Raw genomic sequence first — 14,581 nt, 5'->3', positions numbered from 1 at the left:
TCAGGTCAATGCTTGAATCAAGTCAATCAAAGGAGATACCAATACGACGAGTCGAACCGCCGCCCAAAACAAAGCCGCCAACACAAGAATAGTGATCACCGGCGGCCCAATCTTGCGAATTAATTCTCGCCGGAGGGCAAGTCTTTCTTTCAAAAGTCGCTCGGCGCTCTCCAATGCCTCTGAAAGTGAATTGTTGGACTCTCCCCAACGTATCAAGGGAAGAATCGAAGAAGGAATATCGGACGAAACCTGCCAGACTTCTCCCAGCCGCTTACCTTGCTCCATTTGCTCGGCCCAGACGGGCACCAGTTCCGCGTAGCGACGACTGGCAACCGCGTCTTCCAACAGACGCAATGCGGTCGGGGTCGGAATGTTCTGCGCGACCAACAGTCGAAGCTTGATGATTAAGTCAAGCGATTCGTACCACCAAAAAATCTTGCCAACTACCGGCACACTACGTCTTAACAACGCGGTCTGGGCAGGCGTCAGGAATGCAGGGATCAGGAAGATCCCGACGCCACCTAACAGAAAGAAACTGGTCCACGAAATCGTCGGAGCCCGGAAGATCTCTGGATCAAATGACAAATCGAGTTCAAAGTCTTCGTAGATGGAGAGGAACTGCGTTTGAATCATCGGCATGATGAACACGTTGAGAAGGTCAACGACCAGCAGCGTAACGGCGGCTAACAGAATGGGATACGAAAGCGCGGCCCAAAGATCACGCCAATACTCTTTCCGCCAGTTCTCTTCTTCTAGTAACTCGTAAAGCGTCTCGCCAAGTCGATGCGACTGAATGCCGGCCACCAAGACGCTCTGATGGTACTTGGGGAGTCGCACGAAACTGAGGTCATGGTCGACCAATGGGTTTCCACCGGCGCGAATCTCTTTCGCTAACTGCCGGAAAGCTTGCTTAAGCTTCCGCTGAGAGACCTCCTCGGCAAAGGCTTCTAGCCCTTCGTCCAACGGCATACCAGTTTTCGACAACTCGCCGATGCAGCGAAGAAGTTCAGCCGATTCGTCCGCGTTGAGTGAGATGGTGCCTGGCTTAATTTCCGACTCTACGTTCGAATCTTCCACCGTCTCCGCGCTGGTTTCCAGCGGGTGATCTAACCCGGAATCATGATTGGAAGAACCGAAGGGTGGCTGCATGAACGAAACGCGGAAACAACGGGGCTAAGCGGGAAGGACTAACACGTGACGCAAAATCCCAATCCAGGGAATAAAAAGCATCAACGCATAAAGAACAACGACAAAGCCGCCAATCATCAATGTGGCATAAATGGGAAGCTGGTTTTGAATCCACAGGCTCTGCCTGCGAGCCTTGGCATAGTAACGCTCGCCGGTGAGAGCCAGGCTATCTGCTAGAGCATCTGGCTCGAGCTGCGATGTCAAAAGCCACTTACTCAGTGGATTCAATTCGGGTGGTGCTGTTTTCAGGTCACCCATTTCAATACGCTCTGCCCACTGGCGACCACTCGCCGTCATACGACGATTGCAAGTCGCTTCGGTCGCCAATCGAACTGCTTCAGGAAGCGGACAATGATGACGAATCAACAATGCCATCAAGTCGAATACCATCGCCCACTGACAATTTCGAGCGGCTTTCTTCGCCCCAGGAAGCAGCCAAGTCACCAAGCCATCTCCCAAGAAGAGAAATGACGGCCAGACCTGAAGCAGTGCGATGCAGAACAACATCAATCCCCCCAAGGGAATCAACGCCGCGAAAAGTGGTTTCAGAGCGGCGAAGAAATCAATCGAGCGGACAATGAAAGATGTCTCGGGGAGGAATGAATCGATACACACCTCGCGCATCATCCGTAGCTGCTCCATCCCAACGGTCATCCCAAAGATGCCTGCCAGGATCAACAGAATCGCCGGATAGACGGAAGCCGTGAGGTAAGAGATTCGCATCTTTTGGACACGTCTGGCGGTTGCGGCGATATCCTCCAACGCCGAAGTCAATCGTCCGCTGCGAATCCCAGCTGTCACGACCGCACGATACATGGGCGGAAAACCGGTCCCCAATTCATCAATCGCGTCCTCTAGCGACTGGCCTTTGGAGAGACGCTCCGAGAGATCCTCGCCCAATCGGCGAAGACGCCCTGTCAGATCCTTGCTCATACGTCCCAGATGAGGATCTAATGGCAATTCGACACGCGATAAAGATATTATCTCGGCGTTGAGAGCGAGAATATCTTCCAAACGGTATGATGGACGTGTCGAAGCCACACACAGTCTTTCCAGGGACGTATAAAGAAAAGCCAACGCAGCCTCATTCTAACCACGAATCCCCCTCGACGGAAGAAAACTGACACCTTGTCCACTCTCAATTTTCCTGTGATCTTGCTGATATCGGGCGTATTGCTTGGCTGTAATCGATCCCCACAAGCCACAACTCCGCCCGAATCGCAGGCGATCAAATCGGTGTCCCTTGATTCCCCATCGGACACCGAATCGCCTGACTCGGTCCCCCTGTCGTTGCCGCCAGCGGTCTACCAAGACTCTGATGGCTCCGTCATTCTGTCACCAATTGCGGCCAAACTGACTGGAGAAGGTCTTGATCTCAATGAATGGGATCAAATCGTTGGCTTCAAGAATCGCGACCAACGAGTCCTTTGGCAGATCCACCTTTCCGCACCGGGAACCTACTCGGTTGAAGTCGATGCGATTTGCACAGGTCCCACGCAAGAAGCCCGCATGCGGGCATATGTCGGAGACAATCGCTTTTCAGAGGAGAATATTGAGCTGAGCGATAACGATCAAACACTGGCAACAACGAGCCTGGGAGAAATTACGCTCGACGCACCCGAAGTCTATCGGGTCGAGATAGAGATGGTCGGTCTTCCACTGATTGGGAAGTTCGCTGTCAACGAGATTCGCCTCGTTCCGCTGGGAGAAAACCCTTCGTCCCTGCCAAAGTTCAAGACCGATGATGGGCTAACCGAAGGTAACTAGCGGTTCAGAGCGATCGCTATTTCTGTTTTCGCTGCTGCTGCAGGATCGATACGATAAAAAACATGATTCGCCTCTCGTAAAAAGTTCTGTTCCTACGTTTATTCTAGGCAGAACGCATCCACGTTCTCTGTGGTTTGCCGAATGTCGACGAAAGCGGGTCTCTACTTAATCCATCGGCTAACGTAGATGTGGTTGATTGGGTAAAACAGAAAGAATTCCGCACTCTGATCTCTTTCCCAATGCAGCCATGAATCGGAACGCCTCTGAAAAGACCCACGATTCGCCGCACTTGGCGATATCCCGAGCGGGATTGCATCTGGCATTTGGATATCGCAAAATTTCTCAACGTTCATTGCACTTTTCTCATTGTGTTGAACCTCGTACCGGTTAACCTCTAAGGTTTCCTCACTCATCATGCCCCCGCAACTATTCACAGGCAGCCCCAATGCTTGAAACGGCAATTGTTCTCGGTTCGTTCGTCTTTTTTACGGCACTGGTGGGTTTCGTCACTTGGTTGCTTACTCGGAAGGACGACCACGGATCTTCGGCAGGCTATTTTCTCGCTGGCCGAACGCTGACAGGGGGTTACATCGCCGGTTCTCTCATGCTGACCAACCTATCGACCGAACAATTGGTCGGTTTGAACGGGGCCGCATTCAAAGACGGTATCTGCGTGATGGCGTGGGAAGTCCTCGCCGGTGCATCCTTGGTGGTGATGGCGCTTTACTTTCTGCCGCGTTACCTCAAGAGCGGAATCGCGACCGTTCCAGAATTCCTCGAAGAACGCTTTGGCGACTCAACGCGGGCGATTACCTCGCTCATTTTTATTGTCGCCTATGCCGGTATCTTGCTCCCGATCATCCTGTACACCGGGGCGACCGGACTGACGGGAATTCTGGACGTGAAGGGTATCCTTGGTCTCGAAAGCCCCGATGTCGCGGCCAACGCGCCGGCCGATGCGATGGGGACAGCAGACTACGCAATCCTCTGGGGTGCGGTGTGGATGATCGGCATCATCGGTTCGCTTTATGCCATTTTCGGTGGGCTCCGAACGGTTGCCGTCTCTGATACGCTCAACGGCTTCGGCTTGCTAGTCGGCGGCTTCCTGATCCTGTTCTTCGGACTTAACGCAATCAATAGCGAAAGCATCTTTAGCGCGGTCGAAGAGATGTACGTGGCCAATCCGGAGAAATTCAACTCACTCGGCGGCGCTGACTCATCGGTCCCCGTTTCCACGCTCTTCACCGGCGTTTTGCTGTTAAACCTGTTTTACTGGTGTACGAACCAGCAAATCATTCAACGAACTTTTGGTGCCAGCAGCTTAAAAGAAGGCCAGAAGGGCGTTCTCCTGGCAGGTGTCTTGAAGATCCTTGCTCCGCTGATTCTCGTCATCCCTGGTTTGATTGCTTATCACCTCTACGGAAGCACGATTGCGAACGACAAAGCTTATGGCACGTTGGTAAGCAACGTCCTGCCCACCTGGCTGGCCGGCTTCTTTGCGGCGGTGATGGTTGGAGCCATTCTTAGCTCGTTTAACTCGGCTCTCAATAGTACAGCAACCCTGTTCAGCCTGGGTGTGTACAAACAGATGCTGCACCCGACTGCGACTGATGAACGCGTTATTCAAGCGGGCAAAGTGTTCGGAACGATCCTGGCAATCGTGTCGATGACGATCGCCCCGCTGCTTGTCGGACAGGATAGCATTTTTGGTTACCTCCAAAAGATGAACGGGCTGTACTTCATCCCGATCTTCTCGGTGGTACTCGTCGGTATGCTCTCGAAGCGAGCTCCTAAGATCGCCGCGGATGCTGCTTTGATCTTCGGTTTTATTGCAATTGCCGTGTTCTACTTTGTCGTTCAGCCGATGACCAAGGGCGCGGACCTCGACCTGAATCAACCGTTCTACGACTTCCACTTCCTGGGGCTTATGTTTGCCTTGCTGGTTGGCTTCCAACTGTTGATGGCACAAATCGCTCCTCGGGAGACACCCTACGAACAAAAAGATGCCGGTGCCGTCGACATGACCAGCTGGCCATTGGCGAAACCCCTGGGTATTGGTCTGATCGTGATCGTGTTTGGCATCTATGCCTTCTTCGCAAGCGTCAACACGATCTTCCCGGTTACCCCGGCGGAGTCAGCTGAGGTAAGCGCCGCTCAGGTTGACTAACCGCCGCTAAGCATCCACCCAAGAGGGCTTAGGTCAGACGATCTGGCAGGACGTCTCGGCTTAGGCCCTCTTATTTTTTTGCGCCAAGGTGCCCAATGCATAAAAGCACCTGCAGGGGCGAAGCAGGAATGGCGTCTAAGGTAGCCCACGCTCCGACTGGGCAATCATGACTTCGAGACACTCTTTCAGGTGAGATCGGGCACGGTGCAAGCGACTTCGCACCGTCCCCACCGGCAGGTCGAGCACCTCGGCAATACGGTCGTAGTCCATTCCTTCCAATTCTCGCAGCACCAGGACGTCGCGATGTTCTTCCGAGAGTTTCTCGAGTGCTGTGTGAACCTGACGAATGTTTTCCTGCTGCTCCATCCGATGCCCAGGGCCTTCGCTGCGATCGACCGGCTCGTTACCGACATCTTCGCGTACCTGATCGATCGAGTGGACCTTCTTTCGACGACGACGATGGCTGATCGCAATGTTAAAGGAAATGCGATAAAGCCAAGTGTAGAACGCGCTGTTTCCCTGAAACGTTCCCAGCTTGAGATAGGCCTGCACAAACGACTCTTGAACGACATCTTCAGCATCTTCCTTCGAGCCGAGAATGTGCACCATCGTATTGAACAATCGCTGCTGGTAACAGCGCACAATCTCCTCGTAGGCGGACGTATCGCCTTGGAGAATGCGCTGGATCAGGAGCGAGTCGTCAGACACGAACGATGTAGCCGGGGTGGTATGAGTCGAGGAGCAATGGAACTTAGAAGATCCCCCGAGGAGCAACTCTTTACCGCGCGTCTACGCTCGTCGGAGAATGGGAAAGAACAGTTCTATCGTAGCTGAAACGGCCCCTCTTTTCGAGGATACGGCAGCCCGTAATCTTACTCGGAGTCGCGATGGACGGTTTCAGGGGAGAAAGCCGGCAGACAAACGGCGATATATTCCGCCCCATCCGGATGGGGGCTACTGTAGCGAACCCATTCTCCTTTTTTCGTAATTATTGCCTGACCCGACGTGACCACTTGGACACCTTCTTTCGACTCGACGGTCAGCTCTCCTTTAAGCACCACCGTGTATTCATCGAACTCCGGCGTTTGCCCAGGCTCAACCCAGCCGCTTGGGCTGACCATGCGAGCAATACTCGCCGCATCGGTCTTAGAATTCACGCGGCCGACGAACTCCTGAATGACCTTGGGTTTGTTCCCGGCGGCTTCAATGACGGCAGGGGCGGGAATATGAATGGGCATGTTTGGGGCACCCTTTTAATGCGTACTTTTGATGTCGATCTCCGGCGCCCCAAAAACGGGAAGGGGCTCAAGATCCTACATTAAGCGACGCTTCTCGCGGCCAGGCAAGTGGCTGCTTTCGGAGGCGGGCAAAAATGAATAGGCCGATCGCCAATACAAAGATGACCACGCTCACATTCTGGGAAATCGTCAGCCCTGTTCCGCCAATGGCGTACTCATCGGTCCGGATCACTTCCAACAGAAAACGGGCAATCGAATAGAGTCCCAGGGTCAGCGCCATCACTTCTCCATCTGCCTTACGAAATGGATAGTAAGCCAATACCAACAGGCACAGAATGAGCCCGTTCAGGCTGCTATAGATCTGCGTGGGATGGATGGGCAACGAGGCCTTGGGCATCTCATCAACATGCAGCGCCACGTCCCCTTTGCCAGCCAAGGTGATTTCGAGCGTTCCCTTGCGCGGCCCTTCCTTCATCCACGAAGCCAGGAACCGATTCTTCAACAGATCCAACGGCTTGTACTCTTTGCTCTTGAGCGGGTAGCCGTCGATGCTTTCAACCACGTCTCCCACTTCAAACTTGCCGGTCTTGCTGGCCGCTGAGTTCGGCAGCACATTCGCGACAATGACCTGGCCTTCTTCGTTCTCGACAAACAGCAACCCGTAGAACGCCCCATTCTCCATGTGCCGAACATAGGGCGGTGTGTACTGGGGTGGGATGCCCTGGGGAAACTGAACCGCCAGGGGAAGCGTGCAAAGACCACCGTAGCAGCAGCCGTTCATAAAGCAGCCGAGTCGACCGAAAAACATCCCGATCATCAAACTCGGTGCAATCAAGTCCGCCAGAGCCAATGCATTGATTTGACGCAAGTAACTGAATCCGGCAAAGGCGACTGCGGCGCCGATGAGCGAACCGTAAACGACGATTCCCCCTTCGGTCACTTTGAATATCTCTTGAGCCGTTGCTTGCCAATCACCGGGATGATAGAAGTTCTCCCAGTATTGAATGACGAAGAACACACGTGCCCCAACGACACCACAGATGATCATGACCATCGCCAGGGAGAAGATAACTTCCGGGTTCAGCCCCATTCGCTGCGCGCGATACGCAGCTAAGCCTACCGCGGAGACAATTGCAAACACGAGGAGCACCCCGTAGCCGCGCACAGGAAATCCGATTTGGTCTCCTTCCGTGACGCGCAGCATCGGCAACACAAAGATGATTGCGGCCGCAACCACCGCAAACAGTGGCAGATGCCCCATCAGATCCTGTGTGAAGGTCGGCTTCCTGGAAAGCAGGAAGATCCACACGGCGACGATGAGTCCCCATAAGATCAACAACCATCCCCAGCCTACCACCGGCAGGCCGAACAGGTCGTCCGGAACAGGAATGAGGAACAGGGTACGCTGCACGATGGATACTTGGGGGTTGGAGAATCTAACTTGAGACGGGGAAAGATACCAACACGTTGTCGATTAACCGAGTCGTTCCCACTTTAGCAGCCACCAGGATAACGACATCCCCCTCGATTGTCTCCACTGATTCCAGGGTATGGGGGCTGGCAATTGAAACGTAATCGATTTCACGAAAGCCGGCCTCGCGAAGGGCATGCTCTATTCTATCCCTTAGCAACTGGGCGTCGGTCTCACCGCCTACGATTTGCTGAACGGCATCGTGTAAACTTCGCGAAATACTCAGCGCAATTTCACGCTCTTCGGACGACAGGTACCGGTTGCGTGAACTCATCGCCAGCCCGTCACTTTCGCGAATGATGGGGCAGCGGACAATTTCGATCGGCACAATCAAATCGCGTACCATCTCTTCAATGACGCGAACCTGCTGATAGTCCTTCTGGCCAAAGAACGCCGCGTCGGCAGGTGCCACCTGAAAGAGCTTGAGCACGATGGTCGCGACCCCGTCGAAATGAATTGGGCGGAACGTCCCTTCGAGCGGTAGAGCAATCTCTGGAGCTTTCACCTCAGTGGTACTGCCCGGCGGGTACATCGCATCGACTTCCGGGACTAATACCCAAACGGGATCAAACTCCGAGAGCAGCTTCAGGTCGGCTTCCAGTGTTCGCGGATACTTCGCAAAGTCTTCGCCAGGTGCAAACTGAGTGGGATTCACAAAGATCGTGACGACGGTCAGATCGCACGATTTCTGAGACTCGGCAACGAGGCTCAAGTGTCCTTGATGCAAGGCGCCCATTGTCGGGACCAGGCCGACACGCTTACCGTCGGCCTGGGCCTTGCGGATTTCCGTGCGGAGCAGTGCCGGATCGTGAAAAACGTGAGGGGCTTGGGGCATACGTATTGCTTTCCACTACGAGAGATTTTGACCAGCGGCATGCTCTTACAGGAAATTGGATGTAACATAAGCGGGGATGCTTCCACTCTCGTGAAAGGGAAGATGATGCTGGGAGACATACCTTCCTACCTGCTTCTCGGCCGTCAAATCGAGTTCTTGCTGCTCATTATCATCTATGGGGTCGTGCTCGGACTAGGCATCCCAATTATCAAGTATTGGGATCAATGGCTACCTGGTGGAAAACTAGCCGCACTCATCTTCGCGTCGATCCTTCTGATACCGGGCTTTGCAGTACTCGTCGTGTTGGCAATGGGGGTCTTTTGCCTGGTCTGGGAGATGGTGGACAACCTCCGATTTTTCTTCGTTCCCCGCTGTCACAAATGCGGTGAAAAGCTTGTCAGCCGCAAAGCCAAGCAGTGCCTACACTGCGGTGCCGATTGGCACAACGAAACGGCCTGAATCGTTATGTGAAGCCCACAAAAAAAGGCTGCGCAAGATGCACAGCCTTTCTTGTGTTTCGGACCTCACCTTGGCATTAAACCAAGCTGGCTTCACGCATCTTCGAGGCCTGACCGGCTTGGCCGAAGGCAACCATACGGTCGATGCAGACCTGCTTCATAGCTTCGCGAGCCGGGGTCAGGTACTTACGAGGATCGAATTCGGCTGGGTTCTCGGAGAGAACCTTACGGATGGCACCCGTGATGGCCATGCGGTTGTCGGTATCGACGTTGATCTTACGAACACCGTGCTTGATACCCTTTTGGATTTCTTCAACCGGCACGCCGTAGGTTTGCTTCATGGCACCGCCGTACTTGTTGATGATGTCTTGCAGTTCCTGTGGAACGCTGGAGCTACCGTGCATCACCAGGTGGCAGTTAGGCAGACGCTTGTGGATCTCTTCGATACGATCCATGGCCAGCACGTCGCCGGTTGGGGCCTTGGTGAACTTGTAAGCACCGTGGCTGGTACCGATGGCAACGGCCAAGGCGTCGACGCCCGTTTCAGCAACAAAGCGTTCGGCTTCTTCTGGGTCGGTTAGCAGCTGGTCGTGGCTCAGTTCGCCTTCAGCACCGTGGCCGTCTTCGGCTTCACCGGTACCCGTTTCGAGCGAACCCAGGCAACCCAGTTCGCCTTCGACGCTAACGTTCTTGGCGTGCGCCATTTCGACGACCTTCTTGGTGACCGCAACATTGTAGTCGTAGTCGGCCGGGGTCTTGCCGTCTTCCTTCAGCGAACCATCCATCATCACCGAGGTGAAACCGTTTTCGATGGCGCTCATACAGGTTTCAGGGCTGTTGCCGTGGTCCTGGTGCATAACAATTGGAATCTCTGGATAGAGTTCCGAAGCGGCCAGCATCAGGTGACGGAGGTAGTTGTCTTGCGAGTAGCTACGTGCACCACGCGAAGCCTGAACGATCACTGGGGAATCCGTTTCCTTGGCGGCTTCCATGATCGACTGGATCTGTTCCATGTTGTTGACATTGAAGGCAGCCACGCCGTAAGAATTTTCGGCTGCGTGATCCAGCAGCACCCGTAGGGGAATCAAAGCCATAAGATCTCTCCCGAGTTAAAGCATTAACACGGCTGCGTGAGGATTCCAAAAGCCCCTAGGGCAGCCCGACTATTCGATTCAAAGTCGTTATTATCAGAGAGTTTGCGGCGTGGGGTCAATCCCCTGTAGAAGGCTATTCCGCAGTGTCAAAATGGGAGGGAAGCAGACCTTCCGTAGAGTCATCATTAAGGGGCAAATTTTCCTTGACCGTCGTTTGCGGTTGAAAAAGATCATCGAATTGTGAGCCCGCCAAGCGGATTAAAAGCAGTTGTCGGCGAGGTGAACCACCGTTTTCACGCTCGAAAAACGATTTGCCCACCCCCTTCACATCCTTTGTTCCACTCAAGATCAGCGTCTGTCCGGCCTCGAGCATGGCAATGAATTCCACTTGCTCGAACACCTTCGTTTCCTTCCGCGTCTCGAAGCGGAACATGCCTTGTCCGGCTTCCACGCGCTGTCGTGGCTGTCCGTGATGAATCTCAGGCGTCACGACAATCTGCACGCGGCCATCGTTCTGAGGGAACGTTTTCAGAATGAACTTACACTCGGCGTTGTAGTAGGTCTCGCCACGAAGCGAGCCGCTAACTGTCTCCAGAAGGGATATCTCTTCCTGAGCAGGCACCATGACGTACTCGCTTCGCTTACCGCGTGGGAACCGACGATAGTTGATGGCAACCTTTTCGTCCCCAGTCACGCGGACCATATCCCCGCCAGTTGCCCCTTTCTTTCCTTCGTTCTCACTCAGGATCTTCCGCAACGGAGCCGGCAAGTGGAAGTCAACGATCCCGACGCGGAAACCATTGGCTACTAGCTCGCGACGTTTATCCAATGGGATGGCTTGCTCGTCTATCTCTTGCCAGATGTCACCGAGCTCTTGCTGATCGACACTGCTGAGCGACAACCGGGCGATCTCAAGTGAAACCGTATCAGCCGCCATTGGGGCGGTCGGCAATTCGCTCGGCGGTACGTCTTCTTCAGCATGCCAGAGCGCGCGACAGCCGCTTGCGAACAACGTCGCAAATATCAGAACGGCGGCGATCCTTCGAGCATCCATGCCAGAAGCGTATTCATCATAGGTGTGAAACAGCGAGCCCTGAGCGCATATCGCTGGGCAGGCAGATACTAGAGAAACCGTCAACTCACCGCAAGCGATGTTAGTGACGTGCTAGCAATGGGTAGCGGAGTGAACGCGGAGTAGCCCAACCCCGATGTGACTCGGGCTACTCACGCTGTTTTACTCTGCTTCCGGCAGCGGGACCTGGGCTGGGTTCTTCAGATACGAAATCAAATCGATAAACTGCTCATCGGTAAGCAGTCCACCTGGCTGGTTCGGCTCGGCGCCCAACTGCAGATCCGGCATCGGCGAGAGAGCCGTTTTCTTTTGGGCTTCGATCCCATCCTTCTCGACGGTGACGCGATCGGTCGGCGTTTGCAGCGTCAGCGTGCGATCGGTTTGCTCGGCGACGATCCCACTGAGTACCCGCCCATCCTCCATTTGCAGAACCGTCATGCGGTAGTCGGCACTAACGATCGCGCTCGGGTCGATGATGTTCTGCAGCAGGTAATCAAGATTGCTGCGGTTGCTACCGGTCAGGTCTGGTCCGATATTGCTTCCCTCACCATACAATCGATGGCACTTGGCACACAAACCTTCGAACACAACGCGACCTTGGCTCATGTTGGCGTGCGAAAGGGTCTCTTCGGTGAGCCGACCTTTCCAGTAAGCCATCGCTTTCTGCTTCTCTTCACTCGACTCGCGAACTTCGCCCCACACCTCGTTGATGCGTTTCGACAGGGCTTCATCCCCTAGGTTCCGCATCTGACGGACATGAAACGCCGTAACGTCCGACTTGCGAATACGATTCTTTTCCATGGCATCCAACAGCACGTTGGCTGATGTCGAGCGAGACAGAAGTATCGCCAGCACCTCGGGTCGCTGCGGCTCGCGAAAACGGCGGTAATTATCGACCAGCAGCTTGGCGGCCTCCGGATCGTCGAACAACGCCAGCCCTCGAGCAGCAACGACATTCAAATTAGAAGTGGTGACCAGCTTCTCGCAGATCTCACGCAAATCGTCCGGCTTGGCTTCGATCAGCGAGGCCAATGCCGACCGGCGAACCTGCATGTCGGTATCGCCGCTCATTGCCAACTTGCGCAGCTCGTCGAGAGCTCTTCCGTCACCGAACAAGGCTCCTAGCTCGCGCAGCTTTTGCTGTATCGGCTGACTGTCGGCTTTGCTCAGGCTGGCTACCAAAGCATCCCAGTCTTTCGGCTTAGAAGCTTTCGACCAACCACGAAGCGCCTCACTCATTCCTGTGAGTACGGAATCGGCTTTGGCCGCATCAAAGCCTTTCGTCACACTAACCAATTGATTCGCCGGAACCGGATTTTTCTCAATATCTTCTGACAGACGGCGTGCGATCAACTTCGTTGTGGTAGGCCACTTCGACGCTGACGCAACGATCACCAGGTCGTCCGGCTTTTGATCGCCAACCGGCATGAGTCCATACCAGGTCATCAGCGGTAGATTGTGATCGTCGGCGTACTCTTCATGCTGAACCAGCATTACCGACACTGCGCTTCGCATACTGATGGGAAGACGATTCAACGTCGATGCGAGGGTCAGCAGAACGAGTCCCGATGGGTCCTCTCTGGCCATTTCTGTAAGTTTAGGAAGAAGTTCCTCTGCTTCGGCTCGAACCTTCTTAGACTCATCGTGAGGCACGGGCCCCAGGATTCCATCAAGCGGCCACTGCTCGGTTAGCAGGCGAATTGCCCAGGCTCGAATGTGTTCGTTCTTATCATCCAGCAGCTTTACGAGCAGCTCTTCGTCCGTGCCACCAATCACGTGCAACGTCCATAGACATCGCAAACGGTTCCGATCGTGCTTTTCCTGCGACGTGAGTGCTTGCTCAGGCGTTTCTTCCAGCACCATCTGTTTCAATAGCCCAGCCAAAGGCCCCATGTCTTCGCCTGCCAGGTACTTCTGTTGCAATACAAGACGGGCCATTCGCGGAGCCCAATTGTTATCGAGCTGCTGCACCATCGGATTCAAGAAGTAAGACTCGCCAGATGGTGGCCGGGGCACCCTATTGGCACCCTCGTAAGAAACGCGATAAATGCGCCCGCTCGTGCGATGCACGCCGGTGTGATCGTGGCATTCCCCGGTATCGCTCCAGTCAATCATGTAGACGCTTCCATCCGGGGCCGTGCTTAATTCCATGCCACGGAAGAAAGGATCGCCGCTGATCAGGATGTCCTTGCCATGCTTGCCAACGTAGCCACTGCCTTCGCGTTCCAGGATTTCCTGATTAACCCGCACGCCGTGCATGTTGACGGTAAACAGATTACCGCGAAACGACTCGGGCCAATTCGTTCCCTGGTAAATCATCATTCCCACATGGGCATGGCCACCACCGAACTCGTTAGCAGCGCCGGCCCGCGAGTCTTGCCAGCGACCGGTTGTATCGAAGTGCCAATGATCGGCATGGTGATCGATTAGCTCGTAGACGTGTGGATTCTTATCCAGCGTAAAGGCCTGCTTGAAGTGAGCTCCTGGGATCGTATGCCACAGGTGACCGTTCACGGTATTGATGAAGAACATTTCGCCATGCTCATCCCAATCGTGCCCCCAAGGATTGGTCGTACCGCAAGTCAAGACTTCTACATGTTTCGTTTGGGGATGGTATCGCCAGATACCACCGTCCATCGGTTGCCGACGATCGTCCGGCGTACCAGGCACACCGATCAACCCGGGACATGAGTGACCGCAGCGACCATAAAGCCAGCCATCGGGACCGAAGCGAAGACCATTGGCGAAGTTGTGATAGTTGTCCTTCGCCACCGTGAAACCATCGAGCACCACTTCCGCTGGACCGTCCGGCTTGCCATCGTTATCGGCGTCGGGAATGAACAACACTTGCGGTGGGCACATAAGCCACACCCCGCCAAGGCCTACCTCGACGCTGGTTAACAGCTGCACGTTATCGACAAATACGTTTCGCTTATCCAACTTGCCATCGCGGTCGGTGTCCTCGAAAAACAGAACCCGGTCTCGCAGGCTACGGTCGAACTTCATGCTGGGCTGATCGTAGGTATAGTTTTCAGCCACCCACAGACGCCCCTGGGTATCCCAGGTCATGGCAATCGGATTTTGCACGTCGGGCTCAGCGAAAACGACCTCAACTTGAAAGCCCTCAGGGGCTTCGAAGCTGTCGGCGGCCTCGTTGGGCGGCATCGGTTGTGCTTCCTTATCCCGCTCCGAGTTATGAATCTCGGGAAAATCAGCCAGAACCGGAGCGGCAAATAGAAGCAGAATGAGCAAACTTCGCATAGAACAAGCTGGGGGGTAGGGGGGACGCAA

At 54.5% G+C, this 14,581-nt stretch carries 12 protein-coding genes; 3 read left to right on the top strand and 9 right to left on the bottom strand.

What is annotated here, in order from left to right; all coding sequences use genetic code 11:
• Both PSR63_RS13460 and PSR63_RS13455 read right to left on the bottom strand, forming a co-directional pair.
• Entirely contained in the window at positions 1-1,149 is a 1,149-nt protein-coding gene (locus PSR63_RS13460) for a type II secretion system F family protein (protein WP_274333974.1), read from the bottom strand.
• Positions 1,150-1,173: 24 nt separating this feature from the next.
• The gene (locus tag PSR63_RS13455) at positions 1,174-2,229 is read right to left on the bottom strand and encodes a type II secretion system F family protein (protein WP_274333973.1); all 1,056 of its coding nucleotides are present in this window, start codon (positions 2,227-2,229) and stop codon (positions 1,174-1,176) included.
• Positions 2,230-2,424: 195 nt separating this feature from the next.
• Here PSR63_RS13455 and PSR63_RS13450 point away from each other — a divergent pair, with 195 nt between their 5' ends.
• The gene (locus tag PSR63_RS13450) at positions 2,425-2,955 is read left to right on the top strand and encodes a hypothetical protein (RefSeq protein WP_274333972.1); all 531 of its coding nucleotides are present in this window, start codon (positions 2,425-2,427) and stop codon (positions 2,953-2,955) included.
• 445 nt (positions 2,956-3,400) lie between these two features.
• Entirely contained in the window at positions 3,401-5,122 is a 1,722-nt protein-coding gene (locus PSR63_RS13445) for a solute:sodium symporter family transporter (RefSeq protein WP_274333971.1), read from the top strand.
• Positions 5,123-5,257: 135 nt separating this feature from the next.
• On the opposite strand, the gene PSR63_RS13440 is transcribed toward PSR63_RS13445, so the two are convergent.
• The 4 genes from PSR63_RS13440 to panC all read right to left on the bottom strand — a co-directional run bounded on the left by PSR63_RS13440 (position 5,258) and on the right by panC (position 8,666).
• A complete protein-coding gene (locus tag PSR63_RS13440; RefSeq protein ID WP_274333970.1) occupies positions 5,258-5,830 on the bottom strand; it encodes an RNA polymerase sigma factor in 573 nt (190 codons plus the stop codon).
• Positions 5,831-5,994: 164 nt separating this feature from the next.
• Entirely contained in the window at positions 5,995-6,360 is a 366-nt protein-coding gene (locus PSR63_RS13435) for a cupin domain-containing protein (RefSeq protein WP_274333969.1), read from the bottom strand.
• 67 nt (positions 6,361-6,427) lie between these two features.
• Positions 6,428-7,771 carry a prolipoprotein diacylglyceryl transferase family protein gene (locus PSR63_RS13430; RefSeq protein ID WP_274333968.1) on the bottom strand — a complete coding sequence of 448 codons (1,344 nt, stop codon included), beginning with the start codon at positions 7,769-7,771 and terminating at the stop codon, positions 6,428-6,430.
• 25 nt (positions 7,772-7,796) lie between these two features.
• Positions 7,797-8,666 (bottom strand): pantoate--beta-alanine ligase, encoded by an 870-nt coding sequence (gene panC / locus PSR63_RS13425; RefSeq protein ID WP_274333967.1) that lies wholly within the window; start codon positions 8,664-8,666, stop codon positions 7,797-7,799.
• A 102-nt stretch (positions 8,667-8,768) separates the two neighbouring features.
• On the opposite strand from panC, the gene PSR63_RS13420 reads away from it, so the two are divergent.
• Positions 8,769-9,125 carry a hypothetical protein gene (locus PSR63_RS13420; RefSeq protein WP_274333966.1) on the top strand — a complete coding sequence of 119 codons (357 nt, stop codon included), beginning with the start codon at positions 8,769-8,771 and terminating at the stop codon, positions 9,123-9,125.
• Positions 9,126-9,201: 76 nt separating this feature from the next.
• Here PSR63_RS13420 and fba read toward each other — a convergent pair whose 3' ends face one another.
• From fba to PSR63_RS13405, 3 genes are all read right to left on the bottom strand, one after another.
• Entirely contained in the window at positions 9,202-10,218 is a 1,017-nt protein-coding gene (fba, locus tag PSR63_RS13415; protein ID WP_274333965.1) for a class II fructose-bisphosphate aldolase, read from the bottom strand.
• Positions 10,219-10,351: 133 nt separating this feature from the next.
• Positions 10,352-11,272: a hypothetical protein gene (locus PSR63_RS13410; protein WP_274333964.1), complete on the bottom strand. Its 921-nt coding sequence runs from the start codon at positions 11,270-11,272 to the stop codon at positions 10,352-10,354.
• Positions 11,273-11,452: 180 nt separating this feature from the next.
• Positions 11,453-14,551, bottom strand: coding sequence for a PVC-type heme-binding CxxCH protein (locus PSR63_RS13405; protein ID WP_274333963.1), 3,099 nt, complete (start codon positions 14,549-14,551; stop codon positions 11,453-11,455).
• Positions 14,552-14,581: the final 30 nt, after the last annotated feature.

Origin of the sequence: Bremerella sp. P1, from assembly GCF_028748185.1 — a bacterium.
In the GTDB taxonomy this organism is placed as follows: Bacteria; Planctomycetota; Planctomycetia; order Pirellulales; family Pirellulaceae; genus Bremerella.
Note: the sequence above shows the minus strand (reverse complement) of the source record. Positions and strands in the feature narration are given on the sequence as shown.

Excerpts from the sequence above, each read along its gene's own strand:
- PSR63_RS13460 (WP_274333974.1), bottom strand. The coding sequence starts at position 1,149 with ATGCAGCCACCCTTCGGTTCTTCCAATCATGATTCCGGGTTAGATCAC.
- PSR63_RS13435 (WP_274333969.1), bottom strand. The coding sequence starts at position 6,360 with ATGCCCATTCATATTCCCGCCCCTGCCGTCATTGAAGCCGCCGGGAAC.
- PSR63_RS13405 (WP_274333963.1), bottom strand. The coding sequence starts at position 14,551 with ATGCGAAGTTTGCTCATTCTGCTTCTATTTGCCGCTCCGGTTCTGGCT.
- fba (WP_274333965.1), bottom strand. The coding sequence starts at position 10,218 with ATGGCTTTGATTCCCCTACGGGTGCTGCTGGATCACGCAGCCGAAAAT.
- PSR63_RS13420 (WP_274333966.1), top strand. The coding sequence starts at position 8,769 with ATGATGCTGGGAGACATACCTTCCTACCTGCTTCTCGGCCGTCAAATC.
- PSR63_RS13445 (WP_274333971.1), top strand. The coding sequence starts at position 3,401 with ATGCTTGAAACGGCAATTGTTCTCGGTTCGTTCGTCTTTTTTACGGCA.
- panC (WP_274333967.1), bottom strand. The coding sequence starts at position 8,666 with ATGCCCCAAGCCCCTCACGTTTTTCACGATCCGGCACTGCTCCGCACG.
- PSR63_RS13410 (WP_274333964.1), bottom strand. The coding sequence starts at position 11,272 with ATGGATGCTCGAAGGATCGCCGCCGTTCTGATATTTGCGACGTTGTTC.